Genomic DNA, 15,255 nt, shown 5'->3' on the forward strand with positions numbered 1-15,255 from the left:
ACCGATCACTCTTCTGCGCCCTCCTTGCGGAGTAGTTCACGGACATCATGCAGATGTACCGGGCCGGCCCACAGATTCACACCCACGTAGACCACGGCAGCGATCGCCGCGGCCGTCAGATCAGGCAACCATCGTGCGGCAAGTCCCAGTGCTCCGACAGCGGCCAGTGTCGGTATGGACAACCGGATCAAGAACATCCAGGGCGTGCGGTACGAGGTGCAGGTGGACAGCCTGATGCTGGCGACGATCAGGCCCACGACCTCGCTGGCCACCAAGGCGATCGCGGCGCCCAGCGAGCCCAGGTGAGGGATGAGCGCGATGTTGAGAAGAACGTTTCCCCCGAGATTGAAGACGTTGAGACGCAACAGAAAAGCTTGACGATGCGCGGCGAACAGGGCTTGGCTCACGGCGCCCGTAAGGAAGGTCAGACCCACCGCGACCAGAAGTAGCGGCATCACCAGGTTCGACTTGTCCACGAACTGCTCGGAACCGAGGAACGCGACCAGGTCGCGGCCGACGAAGAATCCCACGACCGCGATGGGAACCGCGATCGCCAGCATCAAACCCATCGAGCGCTCGATGAAGGCCGCGAACCTCTCACGCGAGGAGGCGAAGAGCCCCGCCATCGTGGACAACGTCGCGCCCAGAAAGAAGTTGCCCATGAGCGACAGGGTGAAGGCGGTCTGGTACGCCAGGCCGTACCGACCAACCTCGGCGGGTGTACTCAACAGACTCAGGATCACACCGTCGATGCGCCAGTAGAGCACCCCGATCACGAGCACGATGGTCTGGGGCAAGCTCTCGCGCACCAAGCTCCATGTCTCGCTCGCCGACATGACCAAGCGCAGCGGGGTGATCCGGTGCGCCGCGATGGCCTGGACCACGAGCAGCATGGCAGGGGCGACGACTTGGGGCAGCGCGTACCACACGTGGGCGGAGCCCATGGTCACCAAAACAACCGTGACCGCGAGCATCGCAACACGCGACAACGTGTCGGCCAGCGCCACCGCTGAAAACCGCACCGCGGACATGAATATCGGGTTGAGGCAGCTCGACAGCGTCGTCAATGCGAGGCTTGCGCTGACGATCAGCAGCATCGACTGCACCTCGGGCTGATCGGTGTAGACCACCCAGCCCGATACGGCGGCCAGGGCGGCAAGCGGCAGGCAATAGCTCAGCGAGAAGGCAAGATTGATGCCGACCAACCGTTGCAGGCTCCCCGTCCCCGCCGAGACGCGCCGCACGATGACCACGCCGATACCCAATTCGGTCAGGCTGGTCCACAGTCCGATGAAGAAGATCGCGGAGTTCAGGTGCCCGTAGGACTCGGGGCCGAGGGCGCGGGTGGTCAGCGCGATGGACCCGATCGACGCGATCGTGCCCAGCACCCGGCCACCGAGCTGCCATGCCACCGCACCGGCGATCCGGCGTCCCGACGCCGGCTCGGTAACCGGGGATCCGTCGGCGCGTTCCGACGTCATGTGCTACCTTGCGCCGGTACGGGATGGGAACAATGCAACCGAATCAACAAGTGCGCGCGTATGTGGCTTTGCCGCATGGCGTTTCGGCTTCGCAATGGAAAGCTCGCCACAGTGCCGATCAGGTGCCCGACCGGGCGCCGTACGGACTGCATCGGCTGTCCAACTACGGGGTGGCGCCCACCTTCGGCGAGTTCTCGTTCGGCCGACGCATGGAGCGAATAGCTGGTCAAATCCGCTACCGCACCGGCGATCTGGAGATCTTGGAGACCGTCGCCGACCGGACGGCCAGGCGCACGAGCGATGTCGTGTTCTGCTACGACGAACGTACCGGCGTGCCCGCTGCGGTTGCCAGCGCCCTCGGCATGGGTCCGCCGGTGGTCACCGGAGTGGGCTGGCTTACTCAACCCGCGGATTCTCCACCGGTTCATCGCCGACTCGTGCGTCACGCATTGGCGCGCAGTGCAGCGGTGTTCTCGCAGTCCCCTCCCCAGGTCGAACTGCTCGCCCGGGCATGGGGTGTCGAGGATGCGCGCCTGTATTTCGCGCCGGTGGGCATCGATACCGATTTCTACCGGATACAACAGTGGGATGGCGCCCACACTCCTCTGGTGGTGAGTGCGGGTGAAGACGTTCACCGAGATCACGCCCTTCTTGTCCAGTCGGTGCTGACGGCCCGCGAACGCTGCCCCGGCCTCACCCTCGAACTGGCCACGGCATTGCCGATCAGCGCGCCGCCCGGACTGGTCAGGTTGCACACCGCGCGTCTCTACGGGCGCATGCGCGACCTGTACCGCCGATCCACTGTCGTGGCGATTGCGGTGCGCCCCAACGTGGTCACTGGTTCTGGGCTCACGGTGGCACTCGAAGCCATGGCCAGTGGGCGGCCCGTGGTGATGACCGACAACCCGGGCATATCCCATTACGTCCGCCACGATGTAGATGGACTGTTGGTGCCTCCCGGGGATCCCGACGCGTTTGCCCGTGCGCTTGCCGACCTGGCGCGCGACCCCGAGCGGGCCAAGGCCCTCGGGCAGGCGGGGGCGCAGCGAGTGCGGGCGGAGTTCAGCTCCGAACGAATGGCTGAGCATTTCGCGAGCATTATGCATGGGGTTTAGCTACGTCGCGTGTCCAGATTGCGGGGACTCGATCGTGGCCTTCCGCAAGCGCACCACAGACGCGGGCCCCTGCACCAGATAGCGTCGCGCCATGCGCCGAGGTTCACGCCCCAAGCGATAGGACCATTCCAGCCCGCAGCGCTGCATCCACTCCGGTGCCCGCACGGCAGCACCAGCCAGAAAGTCTGCCGACGCACCGAAGGCCAACAGGACGGCCGCTCCGGTATCTATACCGTGGCGTGCAATCCACAACTCCTGCAAAGGTTTTCCCAGTCCAACCACCAGCATGTGCGGGCTCGCCGCCGCGATGTCACGCGCCAGAACGTCGCTGCGCCCAGGATCGGTGAGCTCGGATCGATCCGGCCCCCAAAAACCGGCGATCTCCAGACCCGGATAGCGCTCGTGGATCACCGCACGCAGCTGGTCATGGGTCTGCGGCAGCCCACCCAGAAAGCCGACCCGGTGCCCCATCCGCATGGCCTGCTCGAGCAGGAGAGGCAACAGATCGGCGCCCGTGATCCGGGGCCAGTGCCGGCGCGTCTTGAGGCGGGCACGCGCCACGATCGGGGCGCCGTCGGCAAGCATCAACCAGTTCAGCCGAGGTTCCGTTGCCGCGCAATCGGGGTTCGCACGACCCGCACCGAAGTGATGCAGATGGTCCAGATTCACCGAGCCGGCGACAAGCGGTGGCCCATCGCGCACCGACGCGCGCCGACCGACCGCGGCGAGCACATCGGACACTGAGCAAAGATCCACCGCCACCTGCGAGATCATCACTCGAACTGGCGGTCCCAGCGCTTCTGTCGACACGGCGGACAGCCTAGCCCGGTTGATTCCATAGGGCGGGCAAGTGTGGGTTATGCTCGTGACCAATAACGCTGGTTATGGGACGGCGCGCCTGCTGCGGATAGTCCGGACGATAGCGAGAGTCGGAGCGGCCGTGAACGTCAACGACCTGGTCAAGCGGATCTTGAGCCGGCGAGGCGCGTTATTCCTGGTAGCGATCCTGGTATGCGGCGCCGGCGCGTACGGATACACCACCGGCGTGACCGTTCGGGCGTCGACCGCGTCGGCCGTCGTGATCCCGCCCCCCACCTATTCCTCGACCGGCGACACGCTCGGCGCCAACCCCATGCTGAACCTGTCGCCGGAAAAGGCCCAGCTTGCGGGAATCCTCGCTACCGCGATGTCCAGTCAGCCCGCGCAGGCAGCCGTCGCTGCAGCCGCGCCCGGAGTGGACTACAAGGTCACCAACACCATCGACCTGGGGCCCAGTAATCAGCAGCCGTCGCCGCAAATATCGATTCTGGTGCTGTGCGGCGCCACGTCCGATTGCCAGGCGGGCGCTGCGGCGCTGTTGGACGTCGCACGCGACAATCTGGTGAAGCTGCAGGTCGGCGCCTCGGTATCCCCGGAGAACTGGGCCAGTCTGACCGTCCTGCAGGAGCCCACGGCACCCGTCGTCATGTCCAGCAGCGGCATGAAGTCCGCGGGCTCCATGGCGGTCGCGGCACTGCTGGCGGGAATCATCGTGCTCTTGGTATACGACGCCCTGACGGAACGTCGCCGCAAAGAAAAGTCTACTGATAGGCCAACCAAGAAGAAGGCGCGGGCGAAGACCGTGACCACCCCCTCCGAGGGCACCTCAATGCCCGTCTCCGAGCCGGCCGAGGAGACCGAACCATCGGCTGCCAGTGACAACGGGCAAGTTATGGCAAACACGTCGGTGCCCATGATCATCGATGACGACCTGGACAACGTCGAGATCGATGACGAGGCGTTGGCCCAGGCGGTGCTGAACTGGACTCCACCCCGACTGACCGATTTCCGTAACTGGCGTGACGACAAGCCTTCCGCAGACCGGTAGTGCTCCCGCCGCGGTGGCCGACCGCGGGTTGCACACCGCAAAATTCACGGCACTGGCATTGATCGTGCTGCTGGGCACTCGCCAGGTCTACGCGGTATACGCGTTGAAAGGGTTGAGTCCCGCCCAGGTCGCGTTGGTTCTCGTCGGAGCGCTGGGCATCTACTGGATGGTGTCCGGCCGCAGCCTCGCCCTAGGCGCACGGGGGCTGACCATCGCGGTCCTGGCATCCCTGCTGATGACGGTGGCGTCCTTCAATGTGGCCGTGACGCGCATCCTGCCGCATGTCGCCCTGATCCAGGCCGGACAGGGCGTCGCCGCCTTCGCCGTCACGGTGATCGCACTCATCGGGTTCGTCTTTCTGTTCGCCGCCAATCCCGAGAGTTCGGCACGCATCATCGAGATCCTGCTCAAGGCTCTGCTCATCGGTGGCTCGGTCACCGCGGCGTTTGCGTTGATCCAGTTCGCGACGGGATTCGATCTGGCCGCAATGATCCGGATTCCCGGCGTCATGAAGTTTCGGGATTCCGGTGTGGCGTACGGGATCGTCCGTGAAGGTGTCGTCCGCGCGCAGGGCGCCGCCGGACATGCCCTCGAATTGAGTGCCGTGCTGACCGCCATCGCACCGGTGGGCTTGGCGCTGGTGTACAGCGCCAAGGCCGCAGGCCGGAAGGCGTGGCCGTGGGCCGTACTGACCGCCGTGGTGATTGCCGGCTCTGTGGTGACGGTCTCGCGATCGGCGTTCATCGGATTGGCGGCCGCTGTCCTCGTGATGTCCTGGCGCTGGCCGGTGCGTCGCCTGGCCGGGCTGATATGCGCCGGACTGGGTGCCGCTGCACTCGCCGCCGTCAGTGGGCTTGGCGTCTTCGAGGCGATCATCAGCACCTTCATGGGCAGCGCCGACGATCCCTCATTGCAATCGCGTGCCCGCGGGATCGACTACGTGATGTCTCATTGGACCGAGCATTTCTGGTTGGGACAGGGATCATTCACGTACCCCCTGGGACCCGAGCAGCCCGTACTGGACAACGAGTACCTCAGCCGGCTCATCGAAGGCGGCATCCTGGGCCTGCTGACACTGATCATCCTGATGATCACGGCAATCGCCTACGCGGCCAAGGCACGCAACCACTGTGAGGACACCGCCACCACCGAGTTGATCAACGGTGTGCTCGGTGCGCTCGTTGCGCTCACCGTGGTCAGCACGGTACTGGATGTATCTGCTTTCCAGCAGGTTTCGATGGTTCGGTGGCTGCTCATCGTGCTGGCCGGCGCCGCATGGGCGCTGGTCAGTCCCGACAAGGAAGTACGGACGTGACGCACAGGGGCTTCGATCAGTCGAACGCATGGCAGGCGCGGCTCCACCACGCGGTGCCTGGGGGCGCGCACACCTACGCGCGCGGCGCCGATCAGTACCCACTCGGCATGGCGCCCGTGCTGACCCATGGATCGGGTGCACGAGTGTGGGACGTCGACGGCAACTCCTATGTCGAGTACGGCATGGGGCTGCGGGCCATCACCCTGGGCCATGCGTACGGCCCGGTCGTCGATGCTGTTCGCGAAACACTGAGCCGGGGAGTAAGTTTCAGCCGACCCACGGTGAACGAGGCCGAAGCGGCCGAGGACTTTCTACGCACTGTGCCGACTGCAGAGATGGTCAAGTTCGCCAAAAACGGTTCCGACGTCACCACTGCGGCCATTCGCCTGGCACGCGCCGTCACGGGACGCACGATGGTGGCCGCATGTCGGCAACCCTTCTTCTCCACCGATGACTGGTTTATCGGTACCACCGAGATGAATGCGGGCATCCCGAAGGCCGCGACGGACGATGTGGTCAGATTCAACTACAACGACCTCTCATCCCTGACAGCGCTTTTCGACCAGTACCCGGGCGAGATCGCCTGCGTCATCTTGGAGGCGGCAAGCGCGGCGGCCGAGCCTGATCCTGGATTCCTGGAGTCCACCAGGGGGCTGTGCACCGAACGCGGTGCACTGCTGATTTTCGACGAGATCATCACCGGGTTCCGATGGTCCCGCGCGGGTGCTCAGGCGGTGTACGCGGTGACCCCCGACCTGTCCTGCTGGGGCAAGGCGATGGGCAACGGATTTGCGATCGCGGCGCTCGCGGGCAAGCGCGACTACATGGAGCGCGGCGGCCTGCGCACCGACGATCCGCGGACCTTCCTGTTGTCCACCACGAATGGACCGGAGACGGTGGGGCTGGCCGCGTTTCGCGCGGTGGTGCGGTCATACCACGACGACGCCCCGGTACGCGCGATGGACGCCGCGGGCCGCAACCTCGCTGCGGGTATAGCGGAAGTCACCGCGGAACTCGGTGTGGGCGAACATATCCGGACGATCGGCCGACCGTCCTGCCTCACCTTCACCAGCCTCGGTCCTGACGGGCAGCCCTCGCAGGCCTACCGCGCCCTGCTGCTCCAGGAGCTGCTGTGTCGTGGCGTACTGGGGCAGTCTTTCGTGATCTCCGCCGCACACTCACCGACCGATATCGAGTTGACCGTCGACGCGTTGCGGGGAGCCGCCGAGGTGTATCGACGCGCCCTTGAAGCCGGCAGCACCGATGGATTCCTGCTGGGACCGCCGGTCGCGCCGGCATTGCGCGCACTCGCTGCGCCGCGCCGGCTTCCCTGACACTGCCTCCCCTGTGGCTTCACGCGTTTACCGCCCCACGTTCGTCTGGTTGGCGTATTAGTAAATGTGGCCCGTATCGCGTTGATCTTCGATTGCAACTACTACTACGCTGCGTCGTAGGAGGTGGCGATGAACGCCCTGGATGTATCCCGATGGCAATTCGGCATCACCACCGTGTACCACTTCATCCTGGTGCCGTTGACCATTGGGCTCGCCCCTCTCCTTGCCATCATGCAGACCGTGTGGGTCGTCACCGGCAACAACGCCTGGTACCGGCTGACCCGGTTCTTCGGCAAGCTCTTCCTCATCAACTTCGCGTTGGGAGTGGCCACCGGCATCGTGCAGGAATTCCAGTTCGGGATGAACTGGAGCGAATACTCACGATTCGTCGGCGACGTCTTCGGTGCTCCCCTGGCGCTGGAAGGCCTCGTCGCGTTCTTCCTGGAGTCAACCTTCCTCGGCCTCTGGATATTCGGCTGGAGTCGTCTGCCCAAAGTGGTACATCTGGCATGTATCTGGATGGTGGCGATCGGCGTCAACGCCTCCGCCTTCTTCATCATCGCCGCCAACTCGTTCATGCAGCATCCGGTCGGTGCCGTGTACAACCCGCAGACCGGCCGGGCCGAGCTGACAAGTATCACCGAGCTCCTCACCAACAACACGGCATTGGCAGCCTTCCCACACACCGTCGCCGGATCCTTGCTCACGGCAGGGACATTCGTCGCAGGTATCTGCGGCTGGTGGATGGTGCGCTCGCACAAGCTGGGGACGCTGGAGGATGCCCGCACGATGTACCGCCCGGCGGCCATCGGCGCGTGCGCGGTGATGATCTTGTCCGGGGTCGCACTGGCAGCCACCGGGGATGTCCAGGGCAAGCTGATGTTTCAGCAGCAGCCCATGAAGATGGCCTCGGCCGAATCCCTCTGCTACACCGAGAAGGATCCGAAATTCTCGGTGCTGACGGTGGGAACCCACAACAACTGTTCGAGCGTGGCGCACGCCATTTCCGTACCGTATGTTCTGCCGTTCCTGGCTGAAGGCAAGTTCACCGACGTCACCCTCAAGGGTGTGGAGGACCTTCAGAAGGAATACGAGCAAAAGTTCGGTCCCCGTAACTATCGGCCCAATCTCTTCGTCACCTACTGGTCCTTCCGCGCCATGATCGGGCTGGCCGCAGGTTCTGCGCTGTTGGCGTTGGCCGGCCTGTGGGTCACCCGCCGGGGACGGATCCCCAGTCAGCGCTGGTTCGGCTGGCTCTCCATCCTGGCCATCCCCACGCCCTTCCTGGCGAACAGCGCTGGGTGGGTGTTCACCGAGATGGGCCGACAACCTTGGGTGGTCGCTCCCAATCCGACGGGTGTGGAGCAGATTCGGCTCACCGTGGACATGGCCGTGTCGCACCATTCCGCGGCGACCGTGTGGCTCTCCCTCATCACCTTCACCTTGCTCTACGGCGCGCTGGGCCTGGTGTGGTTCTGGCTCATCCGCCGCTACACGATCGAAGGGCCGCTCGAGCACGACACCGAACCCGCGCCCGCGGTCAGCGATGACGACAGTCCCAAACCGCTGTCCTTCGCATACTGATCCGACCAGTCACCTAAGTGAGGTTCCCAGCATGAATCCGACAACCTTGCAGCAGTTCTGGTTCATCGTCGTGGCGGTGCTGTTCCTCGGCTTCCTGGTGCTGGAAGGCTTCGACTTCGGTGTCGGCATGCTCATGCATCCGCTCGGCCGAGGTGACGACCGGCGGCGACGCGCCGTCCTGAACACCATCGGGCCGGTGTGGGACGGCAACGAGGTCTGGCTCATCACCGCGGGCGGCGCGATGTTCGCGGCGTTCCCGCACTGGTACGCAACGGTGTTCTCCGGTTTGTACATTCCGCTGCTGCTCATTCTCGTGGCGATGATCGTGCGAATCGTGGCCATCGAGTGGCGCGGGAAGATCGACGACCCACGCTGGCGTGCCCGCTGCGACCTGGGAATAGCCATCGGATCCTGGGTACCCGCACTGCTGTGGGGTGTGGCATTTTCGTCGCTGCTCGCCGGGCTGCCGGTGGACAACGCCAAACAGCTCACCCTCACCGTCGGAGACGTGCTCAGGCCATATGTTCTGCTCGGAGGTTTGGTCTTCGTCGGGCTCTTCGCCTTTCACGGTGCCTTGTTCATCTCCCTGAAGACCGCGGGTGTGGTGCGCGACGATGCCGTCACGGTGGCGCGCAAGCTTGCAATCCCGGTGATCTCCGCCGCCGGTGGATATGGATTGTGGACACAGCTCGCCTACGGCAAGAGTTGGACCTGGATCGCACTCGTGATCGCCGCGGTGTCGCTGGTGGGTGCCGCCGCTGCCTCGCGCATCTCCCGGGACGGTTGGGCTTTCGCGTGCACGTGCCTGACCGTGGTGGCTGTCGTCGTGCTGCTGTTCGGCTCTCTGTATCCGAATCTCATTGTCTCCAGCCTTGATCCGGCCTACAACTTGACGGTGGTCAACGCGTCGTCCAGCCCCTACACGCTCAAGGTGATGAGTTGGGCCGCGGCGATCACCGCCCCCGTCGTGCTGATCTACCAAGGCTGGACGTATTGGGTTTTCCGGCAGCGCATCTCTGCCGACCAGATCCCCGACCCGGTCGGGCTGCCCGTGCGATGACGAGATCGCGCAGCGCCCCGATCGATCCGCGACTGTGGCGCCGCAGTGCGCCTGCCCGCCGGTATCTGATCTTGACGGTGCTCTGCGAGCTGGTGATGACGGCGTGCACGCTACTGATCGCGATGGTGTTGGCGCAGGCGCTCGCCCAACTGATCACCGATCCGCTCACGCGCGATATGACGCATATGGGACAGCCGCTGGCGGTACTGGCCGCGCTGTGGCTGATTCGGGCGGGCGCTCACGGTGTACAGGTCCGCTATAGCGAGCGGGGTGCGACGGGTGTCATCGCCGATCTCGACGATCAACTGCTGTCCACCATCGCGCAGGCGCAGCCACGCGACCTCGAACGGTGCCGCGACTCGGCCGCTACGGTTCTGACGCGGGGGCTGGACGATCTTCGCCCCTACTTCTCCGGATATCTGCCCGCCGTCCTCAGCGCCGCGATCGTGACGCCCGCCGCTGCCCTGGTTATCGCCTTTTCCGACATCCGTTCTGCCGTCATCGTCGCGATCACGCTGCCGCTGATACCGGTTTTCATGGTTCTCATCGGCCTGCTCACCCGGGATCGCGCGCAGGCCGCGCTGGACGCATCCAGCGCGGCCATGGGCCAGATACTCGATTTGATCGCGGGCATTCCCACGCTGCGTGCGCTGGGGCGCACCGGGACTCCGCTGCGCCGCATCACCGAACTCGGCGTCGCTCAGCGGCATTCGGTGATGGCCACCCTCCGTGTGGCATTTCTGTCGGCCATGGTGTTGGAGATGATCGCGACGCTCAGCGTCGCGCTGATCGCGGTGAGCATCGGTATGCGGCTGGTGTTCGGGCACCTCGATCTCACCACCGCGCTGACGGTACTGGTCTTGGCACCCGAGGTGTATTGGCCGCTGCGCCGGGTCGGAATCCAATTCCACAGTGCCGCCGACGGAAAGGCAGCCGCCGACAAGACCTTCGAACTTCTCGACACTCTCCGCTCTGCCCCGACTCCGCCCGCCGGCCAGGGAACGAAGGCACCCCGCCGGCACCCGATCATCCAGTTGGACGCGATGAGCGCCGCGGACCGAAGTGGCTATGCGCCGTGGGAGTTGACCGCAGACATCCGGCCCGGTGCGGTCACCGTGCTCACCGGCCACAACGGCGCCGGCAAGTCGACGGCCCTGCACGCGATCACCGGCCTCACCACGCCCACTGTAGGTCGCGTTCTCGTCGACGGGGTGGCGCTGGACCAGATCGACCGGGACAGCTGGTGGTCCATGATCGGCTGGTTGCCACAACGCCCGGTGCTGCTGTCGGGAACCATTCGCGAGAACCTCGAGATCTTCGGACCGCTCGACGAGCTGGAATCCGCGCTCGCCGAGAGCCAGTTCGGCACCACGCTGGCGGCGCTCCGAGACGGACTCGATACCCGCCTCGATACTGGCGGCAGCGGGCTGTCGCTGGGTGAACGTCAGAGACTGTGCCTGACACGCGTGCTGGCCACCAATCGGCCGATCCTGCTGCTGGACGAGCCCACGGCACACCTCGATGGCGACACCGAAGCCGCCGTGCTGGCCGCGCTGGTGACCCGGGCGCGCCGCGGAGCCACCGTGGTACTGGTGGGTCACCGGGCTCCGGTCCTGGCGGCTGCGGACGAAATCTTCACCGTGCAGGCAAGACATGCTGCGCACCTCTGATCCATTGCGGCATTGGCTGATCGCGCTGCGGGTGCGGCCGGCACGACTGGCCCTGGCCGTGACATTCGGTGTGCTGGCGCTCGGCAGTGCACTGGCGCTGGCCGGTTTGTCGGCATGGTTGATTACCCGGGCGTGGCAGATGCCGCCCGTTCTCGACCTGTCGGTGGCCGTCGTTGCGGTTCGCGCGCTGGGTATTTCGCGAGGCATCTGGCGCTACTGCGAACGCCTCGCAAGTCACGACATCGCGCTGCGTGGCGCGGCCACCGTCCGCGTGCATGTCTTCCGGCGACTGATCGGGGGCTCGGCCGGGGCACTGCGCAAGGGTGCCGTGCTCGATCGCATCGGCACGGACATCGATGAGCTGGCAGACACCGTGGTGCGCAGCGTCATTCCCGCTGCGGTGGCCGCCGCTCTCGGAATCGCTGCCACGATCACCATCGCCATGATCTCGTTACCCGCCGCCGCGATGTTGGCGGGCACACTGCTGATCGCCGATGTGCTCGCGCCCGCGTTGGCGGCGAGGGCGTCCTCGACCCGCGAGACACGCGGCGCGAGAACACGTGCACTGCAATCGGAGACGGCGGTAGAGATACTCGACCACGCGCCCGAACTCCGGGTGGGCGGCCTGCTGCCGGATCGGCTGGAGCTGGCTCGCCGGCGTCGCAGGGACTGGGCGCTGGCTCAAGACGCGGCGGCAGCCCCGGCCGCCTGGTCGGCAGCAGCGCCCACTCTTGCCGTCGGGGCCGCGGTGGTCGGGGCCTTGGCGACGGCTGTGGAACTGGCAGGACATATCGCTCCTACCACCCTGGCCATCTTGGTGCTGTTACCGCTGGCGGCCTTTGAGGCCTCCACCGCGCTGCCTGCCGCGGCGATCGGTATCGCTCGCTCACGAGCTTCGGCACGGCATCTGCAGGAGCTGGTCGGGTCGGGCGCGGACACAGCCTTGCCCGCCGACGTCAAGCCTGACCACGCGCAGTCCGGGGTTTCGCTCGAATGCACCGAACTATGCTGGCGCACCGGTGATTCGACATCGGGCCCGCTCTCGTTCCGGTTGCCTGCCGGTGCCCGGATGGCGATCACCGGTGCCAGCGGTATCGGCAAGACGTCGCTGCTGACAACACTTGCCGGGCTTGCGCCGCCCATATCGGGGACCATCCGAGTCGATGCGGATGAGGTGGTGGGCACCGAGCGGCCGGGACTCGTCAGGTACTTCGCCGAGGATGCGCATCTGTTCGCCACCACGGTGCGCGACAATCTGCTTGTCGCCCGGGGCGATGCCCCCGATGGTGACCTCGCGGACGCGCTGTCGGCAGTCGGCCTTGGCTCCTGGATCGAGACGCTGCCGCAGGGCCTGGACACGGTGTTGACCGCCGGTTCCGCTTCGGTGTCGGGCGGGCAGCGAAGGCGGCTGCTGCTCGCCCGGGCACTGCTGTCGGAGGTGCCGGTGCTGTTGTTGGACGAACCCACCGAACACCTGGACGGCCACGCCGCCGAAACGATCTTGCGAGATCTGTTGGATACCGGGAGCTCGTTGCTGCCGGGGCGAACCGTGGTGGTGGCTACGCACCATCTGCCAGATTCGGTGACCTGCTTTCGCATCCCACTCGGCGATACAGTGCAGGTATGACGGAAACGCCACCTCCGCCCCCGCCATACCAGCCTCCGGGCGGTTACCCGCCCCCGTACCCTTATCCGTACGCCTACGGCGCCCCCGGTATGCCGGTTCCGCCGCCGGCCCCGAAGAACGGCGTCGGTGTGAGTGCGCTGGTAGTCGGCATCATCGCCATTTTGCTGTCGTGCACAGTGTTTGGCGGATTTCTCGGCGGCCTCGTGGCGGTGGTCCTCGGCGTCGTCGGTCTGCTGCGGGTCAAGCGATCGGAGGCCGACAATCGCGGCGTGGCGATCGGCGGTATCGCTCTGGGCGCCCTGGCGGTGTTGCTGTCGACCCTGATTCTCGTGTTCACACTGGTCTTCATGAAGTCGGCCGGTTTGAGCGATTTCATCACCTGCATGTCCGACGTCAAGGGTGATCAGGCCAAGGCCACCCAATGTCAGAACGACTTCGAAAAGCGGATGAACGAAAAGGCCGGCACCCCGACCCAGACCCCCTAGCGCTTCGGTGGATCGGCGGGCAGCACATGCTCGCCGGCGCGGTCCGTTGCCAGGCTGAGCGACGAGATGTACTGCTTCTCGCCGCCCGGACCGGGCTTGGCCGAGGCGAGCATGTCGGGGCGCTCGAACTCGATGCCGCTGACCACACACTGCAACAGCTCACCCGACGGGTTGCCGTACTCGTCATACATCGGCAGATCGATGCCGTCATCGGTGCGCCGCAGGTAGAACTTGCCGCGGGTAGCCACCGCCAGGATCGGGGGTAGCACGAAGGCAATGACGACAGCCACGATCGGCGAGTAGGGGCGGATCGCCTCACCGAAAACCCCGAAGAACACCAGTATCGAGATACCGGCCGAGAGCAGCATCGACACGAAACCGACGGGGTTGACGTTGTAGAGCATGCCCCGCCGGAATTCCGGCTCCTTGGGCGACAGCTTGAGCAGGTACTTGTTGACCGCGATATCGGTCGCCACGGTGACCACCCATGCCATACCGCAGTTGGCGTAGAACCCCAGGATGGTGTTGAGAAAGTCGAACATGTTCGCTTCCATCAGCACCAGCGCGATCAGCAGGTTGAACAGCACGAAGATCAAACGGCCCGGGTAGTGCTTGGTGATGCGTGTGAAGGAGTTGGTCCATGCCAACGATCCCGAATAGGCATTCGTGACATTGATCTTGATCTGGCTGATCACCACCAGAATGACCGCCAGGCTGATTGCCAGCCAGTGCGGCATCATGTTCTGGTAGATCTCCAGGAACTGATGCACCGGCTGATTGGCCACCGCGGCGCCGTCCACAACATTGGCAATGAGGTAGACCGCGAGAAAGAGCCCGATCACCTGCTTGATCGCTCCGAACAGCACCCAGCCCGGCCCCGCCAACAGCATGGCGGTCCACCAGCGGCGGCTGTTCTCCGGGGTTTTGGGTGGCATGAACCGCAGGTAGTCGATCTGCTCGGCGATCTGCGCGATGAGCGACAGACACACGCCCGCGGCGAGCATGATCGATCCCAGGTTGACCCCCTGGGCGTCCTTACCCCCGTAGGCGAAGAACGTTCCGACCGAATCGGGATGGCGCACAACGAGATAGACGAACGGGATGACCATCATGACCAGCCAGAGCGGAGTGGTCCACACCTGAAGCACCGACAGCGCCTTCATGCCGTAGATGACCAGCGGAATGATGATGATGGTGGACACCGCGTACCCCACGGGAAGGGGAACGCCAAGACCGAGTTTGAGCCCCTGGGCCATGATCGAGCCCTCGAGTGCGAAGAATATGAACGTGAAGGTCGCGTAGATGATGTTCGTGACGATGCTGCCGTAGTACCCGAATCCGCTGCCGCGCGTGATCAAGTCCAAGTCGATGTTGTATCGGGCCGCGTAGTACGACACCGGGATTCCGGTGAGGACGATGATGACCGCGAATACCGCTATCCCCCACAACGCATTTCCGGTGCCGTAGGAGATTCCGATATTGGCGCCGATCGCGAAGTCTGCCAAGTAGGCGATGCCACCGAGCGCGGTGACGCCGACGACCGCGGGGCTCCACCGTCGAAAACGCCTGGGCGCGAATCGGAGTGTGTAGTCCTCCAATGTCTCCCGCAGTGCCGCACTTTCGGTGGCGTCGTGGGCGGAAGAATCGGCAGGGATGCGCGCAGGAGCAGACGTGTCGAGGGTGTCGGTCACGCCCACAGCTTGTCCACAGTCGAAAA

At 65.0% G+C, this 15,255-nt stretch carries 12 protein-coding genes; 9 read left to right on the forward strand and 3 right to left on the reverse strand.

The annotated features are described in order from the left end of the window. Positions 1–5: 5 nt before the first annotated feature. Entirely contained in the window at positions 6–1,481 is a 1,476-nt protein-coding gene (locus tag MYCSP_RS11850) for a flippase (protein ID WP_083013251.1), read from the reverse strand. Positions 1,482–1,603: 122 nt separating this feature from the next. Here MYCSP_RS11850 and MYCSP_RS11855 point away from each other — a divergent pair, with 122 nt between their 5' ends. Further along, on the forward strand, positions 1,604–2,596 hold the full coding sequence (locus MYCSP_RS11855; RefSeq protein WP_234809079.1) for a glycosyltransferase family 4 protein: 993 nt from the start codon (positions 1,604–1,606) through the stop codon (positions 2,594–2,596). Here the strand turns inward: MYCSP_RS11855 and MYCSP_RS11860 are convergent, their stop codons facing one another. Next, a complete protein-coding gene (locus MYCSP_RS11860; protein WP_133054104.1) occupies positions 2,597–3,406 on the reverse strand; it encodes a WecB/TagA/CpsF family glycosyltransferase in 810 nt (269 codons plus the stop codon). It abuts the gene before it with no gap. A 55-nt stretch (positions 3,407–3,461) separates the two neighbouring features. On the opposite strand from MYCSP_RS11860, the gene MYCSP_RS11865 reads away from it, so the two are divergent. The 8 genes from MYCSP_RS11865 to MYCSP_RS11900 all read left to right on the forward strand — a co-directional run bounded on the left by MYCSP_RS11865 (position 3,462) and on the right by MYCSP_RS11900 (position 13,538). Further along, on the forward strand, positions 3,462–4,463 hold the full coding sequence (locus MYCSP_RS11865) for a hypothetical protein (RefSeq protein ID WP_157886182.1): 1,002 nt from the start codon (positions 3,462–3,464) through the stop codon (positions 4,461–4,463). Continuing rightward, positions 4,435–5,778, forward strand: coding sequence for an O-antigen ligase family protein (locus tag MYCSP_RS11870; protein ID WP_088413848.1), 1,344 nt, complete (start codon positions 4,435–4,437; stop codon positions 5,776–5,778). The genes MYCSP_RS11865 and MYCSP_RS11870 overlap by 29 nt, the downstream gene beginning before the upstream one ends. Next, positions 5,739–7,112 carry a glutamate-1-semialdehyde 2,1-aminomutase gene (locus tag MYCSP_RS11875; RefSeq protein WP_083013247.1) on the forward strand — a complete coding sequence of 458 codons (1,374 nt, stop codon included), beginning with the start codon at positions 5,739–5,741 and terminating at the stop codon, positions 7,110–7,112. Before MYCSP_RS11870 ends, MYCSP_RS11875 begins: the two co-directional genes overlap by 40 nt. Before the next feature lie 129 nt (positions 7,113–7,241). After that, positions 7,242–8,696: a cytochrome ubiquinol oxidase subunit I gene (locus MYCSP_RS11880; protein ID WP_088415586.1), complete on the forward strand. Its 1,455-nt coding sequence runs from the start codon at positions 7,242–7,244 to the stop codon at positions 8,694–8,696. A gap of 31 nt (positions 8,697–8,727) precedes the next feature. After that, positions 8,728–9,756: a cytochrome d ubiquinol oxidase subunit II gene (cydB, locus tag MYCSP_RS11885; RefSeq protein WP_083013246.1), complete on the forward strand. Its 1,029-nt coding sequence runs from the start codon at positions 8,728–8,730 to the stop codon at positions 9,754–9,756. After that, a complete protein-coding gene (gene cydD / locus MYCSP_RS11890; protein ID WP_088413849.1) occupies positions 9,753–11,426 on the forward strand; it encodes a thiol reductant ABC exporter subunit CydD in 1,674 nt (557 codons plus the stop codon). The genes cydB and cydD overlap by 4 nt, the downstream gene beginning before the upstream one ends. Then, the gene (gene cydC, locus MYCSP_RS11895) at positions 11,410–13,053 is read left to right on the forward strand and encodes a thiol reductant ABC exporter subunit CydC (RefSeq protein ID WP_088413850.1); all 1,644 of its coding nucleotides are present in this window, start codon (positions 11,410–11,412) and stop codon (positions 13,051–13,053) included. The genes cydD and cydC overlap by 17 nt, the downstream gene beginning before the upstream one ends. Then, the gene (locus MYCSP_RS11900) at positions 13,050–13,538 is read left to right on the forward strand and encodes a DUF4190 domain-containing protein (RefSeq protein WP_088413851.1); all 489 of its coding nucleotides are present in this window, start codon (positions 13,050–13,052) and stop codon (positions 13,536–13,538) included. Before cydC ends, MYCSP_RS11900 begins: the two co-directional genes overlap by 4 nt. Here MYCSP_RS11900 and MYCSP_RS11905 read toward each other — a convergent pair. After that, positions 13,535–15,229, reverse strand: coding sequence for a purine-cytosine permease family protein (locus MYCSP_RS11905; protein WP_088415587.1), 1,695 nt, complete (start codon positions 15,227–15,229; stop codon positions 13,535–13,537). The two genes, MYCSP_RS11900 and MYCSP_RS11905, sit on opposite strands and share 4 nt — an antisense overlap. Positions 15,230–15,255 lie beyond the last annotated feature (26 nt).

The organism is Mycobacteroides saopaulense, assembly GCF_001456355.1.
Taxonomy (GTDB): Bacteria; Actinomycetota; Actinomycetes; order Mycobacteriales; family Mycobacteriaceae; genus Mycobacterium; species Mycobacterium saopaulense.

Bases quoted from the DNA above. Each gene is read 5' to 3' on its own strand.
- MYCSP_RS11850 (WP_083013251.1), bottom strand. From the start codon at position 1,481: ATGACGTCGGAACGCGCCGACGGATCCCCGGTTACCGAGCCGGCGTCG.
- MYCSP_RS11875 (WP_083013247.1), top strand. From the start codon at position 5,739: ATGGGCGCTGGTCAGTCCCGACAAGGAAGTACGGACGTGACGCACAGG.
- MYCSP_RS11880 (WP_088415586.1), top strand. From the start codon at position 7,242: ATGAACGCCCTGGATGTATCCCGATGGCAATTCGGCATCACCACCGTG.
- cydB (WP_083013246.1), top strand. From the start codon at position 8,728: ATGAATCCGACAACCTTGCAGCAGTTCTGGTTCATCGTCGTGGCGGTG.
- cydD (WP_088413849.1), top strand. From the start codon at position 9,753: ATGACGAGATCGCGCAGCGCCCCGATCGATCCGCGACTGTGGCGCCGC.
- cydC (WP_088413850.1), top strand. From the start codon at position 11,410: ATGCTGCGCACCTCTGATCCATTGCGGCATTGGCTGATCGCGCTGCGG.
- MYCSP_RS11900 (WP_088413851.1), top strand. From the start codon at position 13,050: ATGACGGAAACGCCACCTCCGCCCCCGCCATACCAGCCTCCGGGCGGT.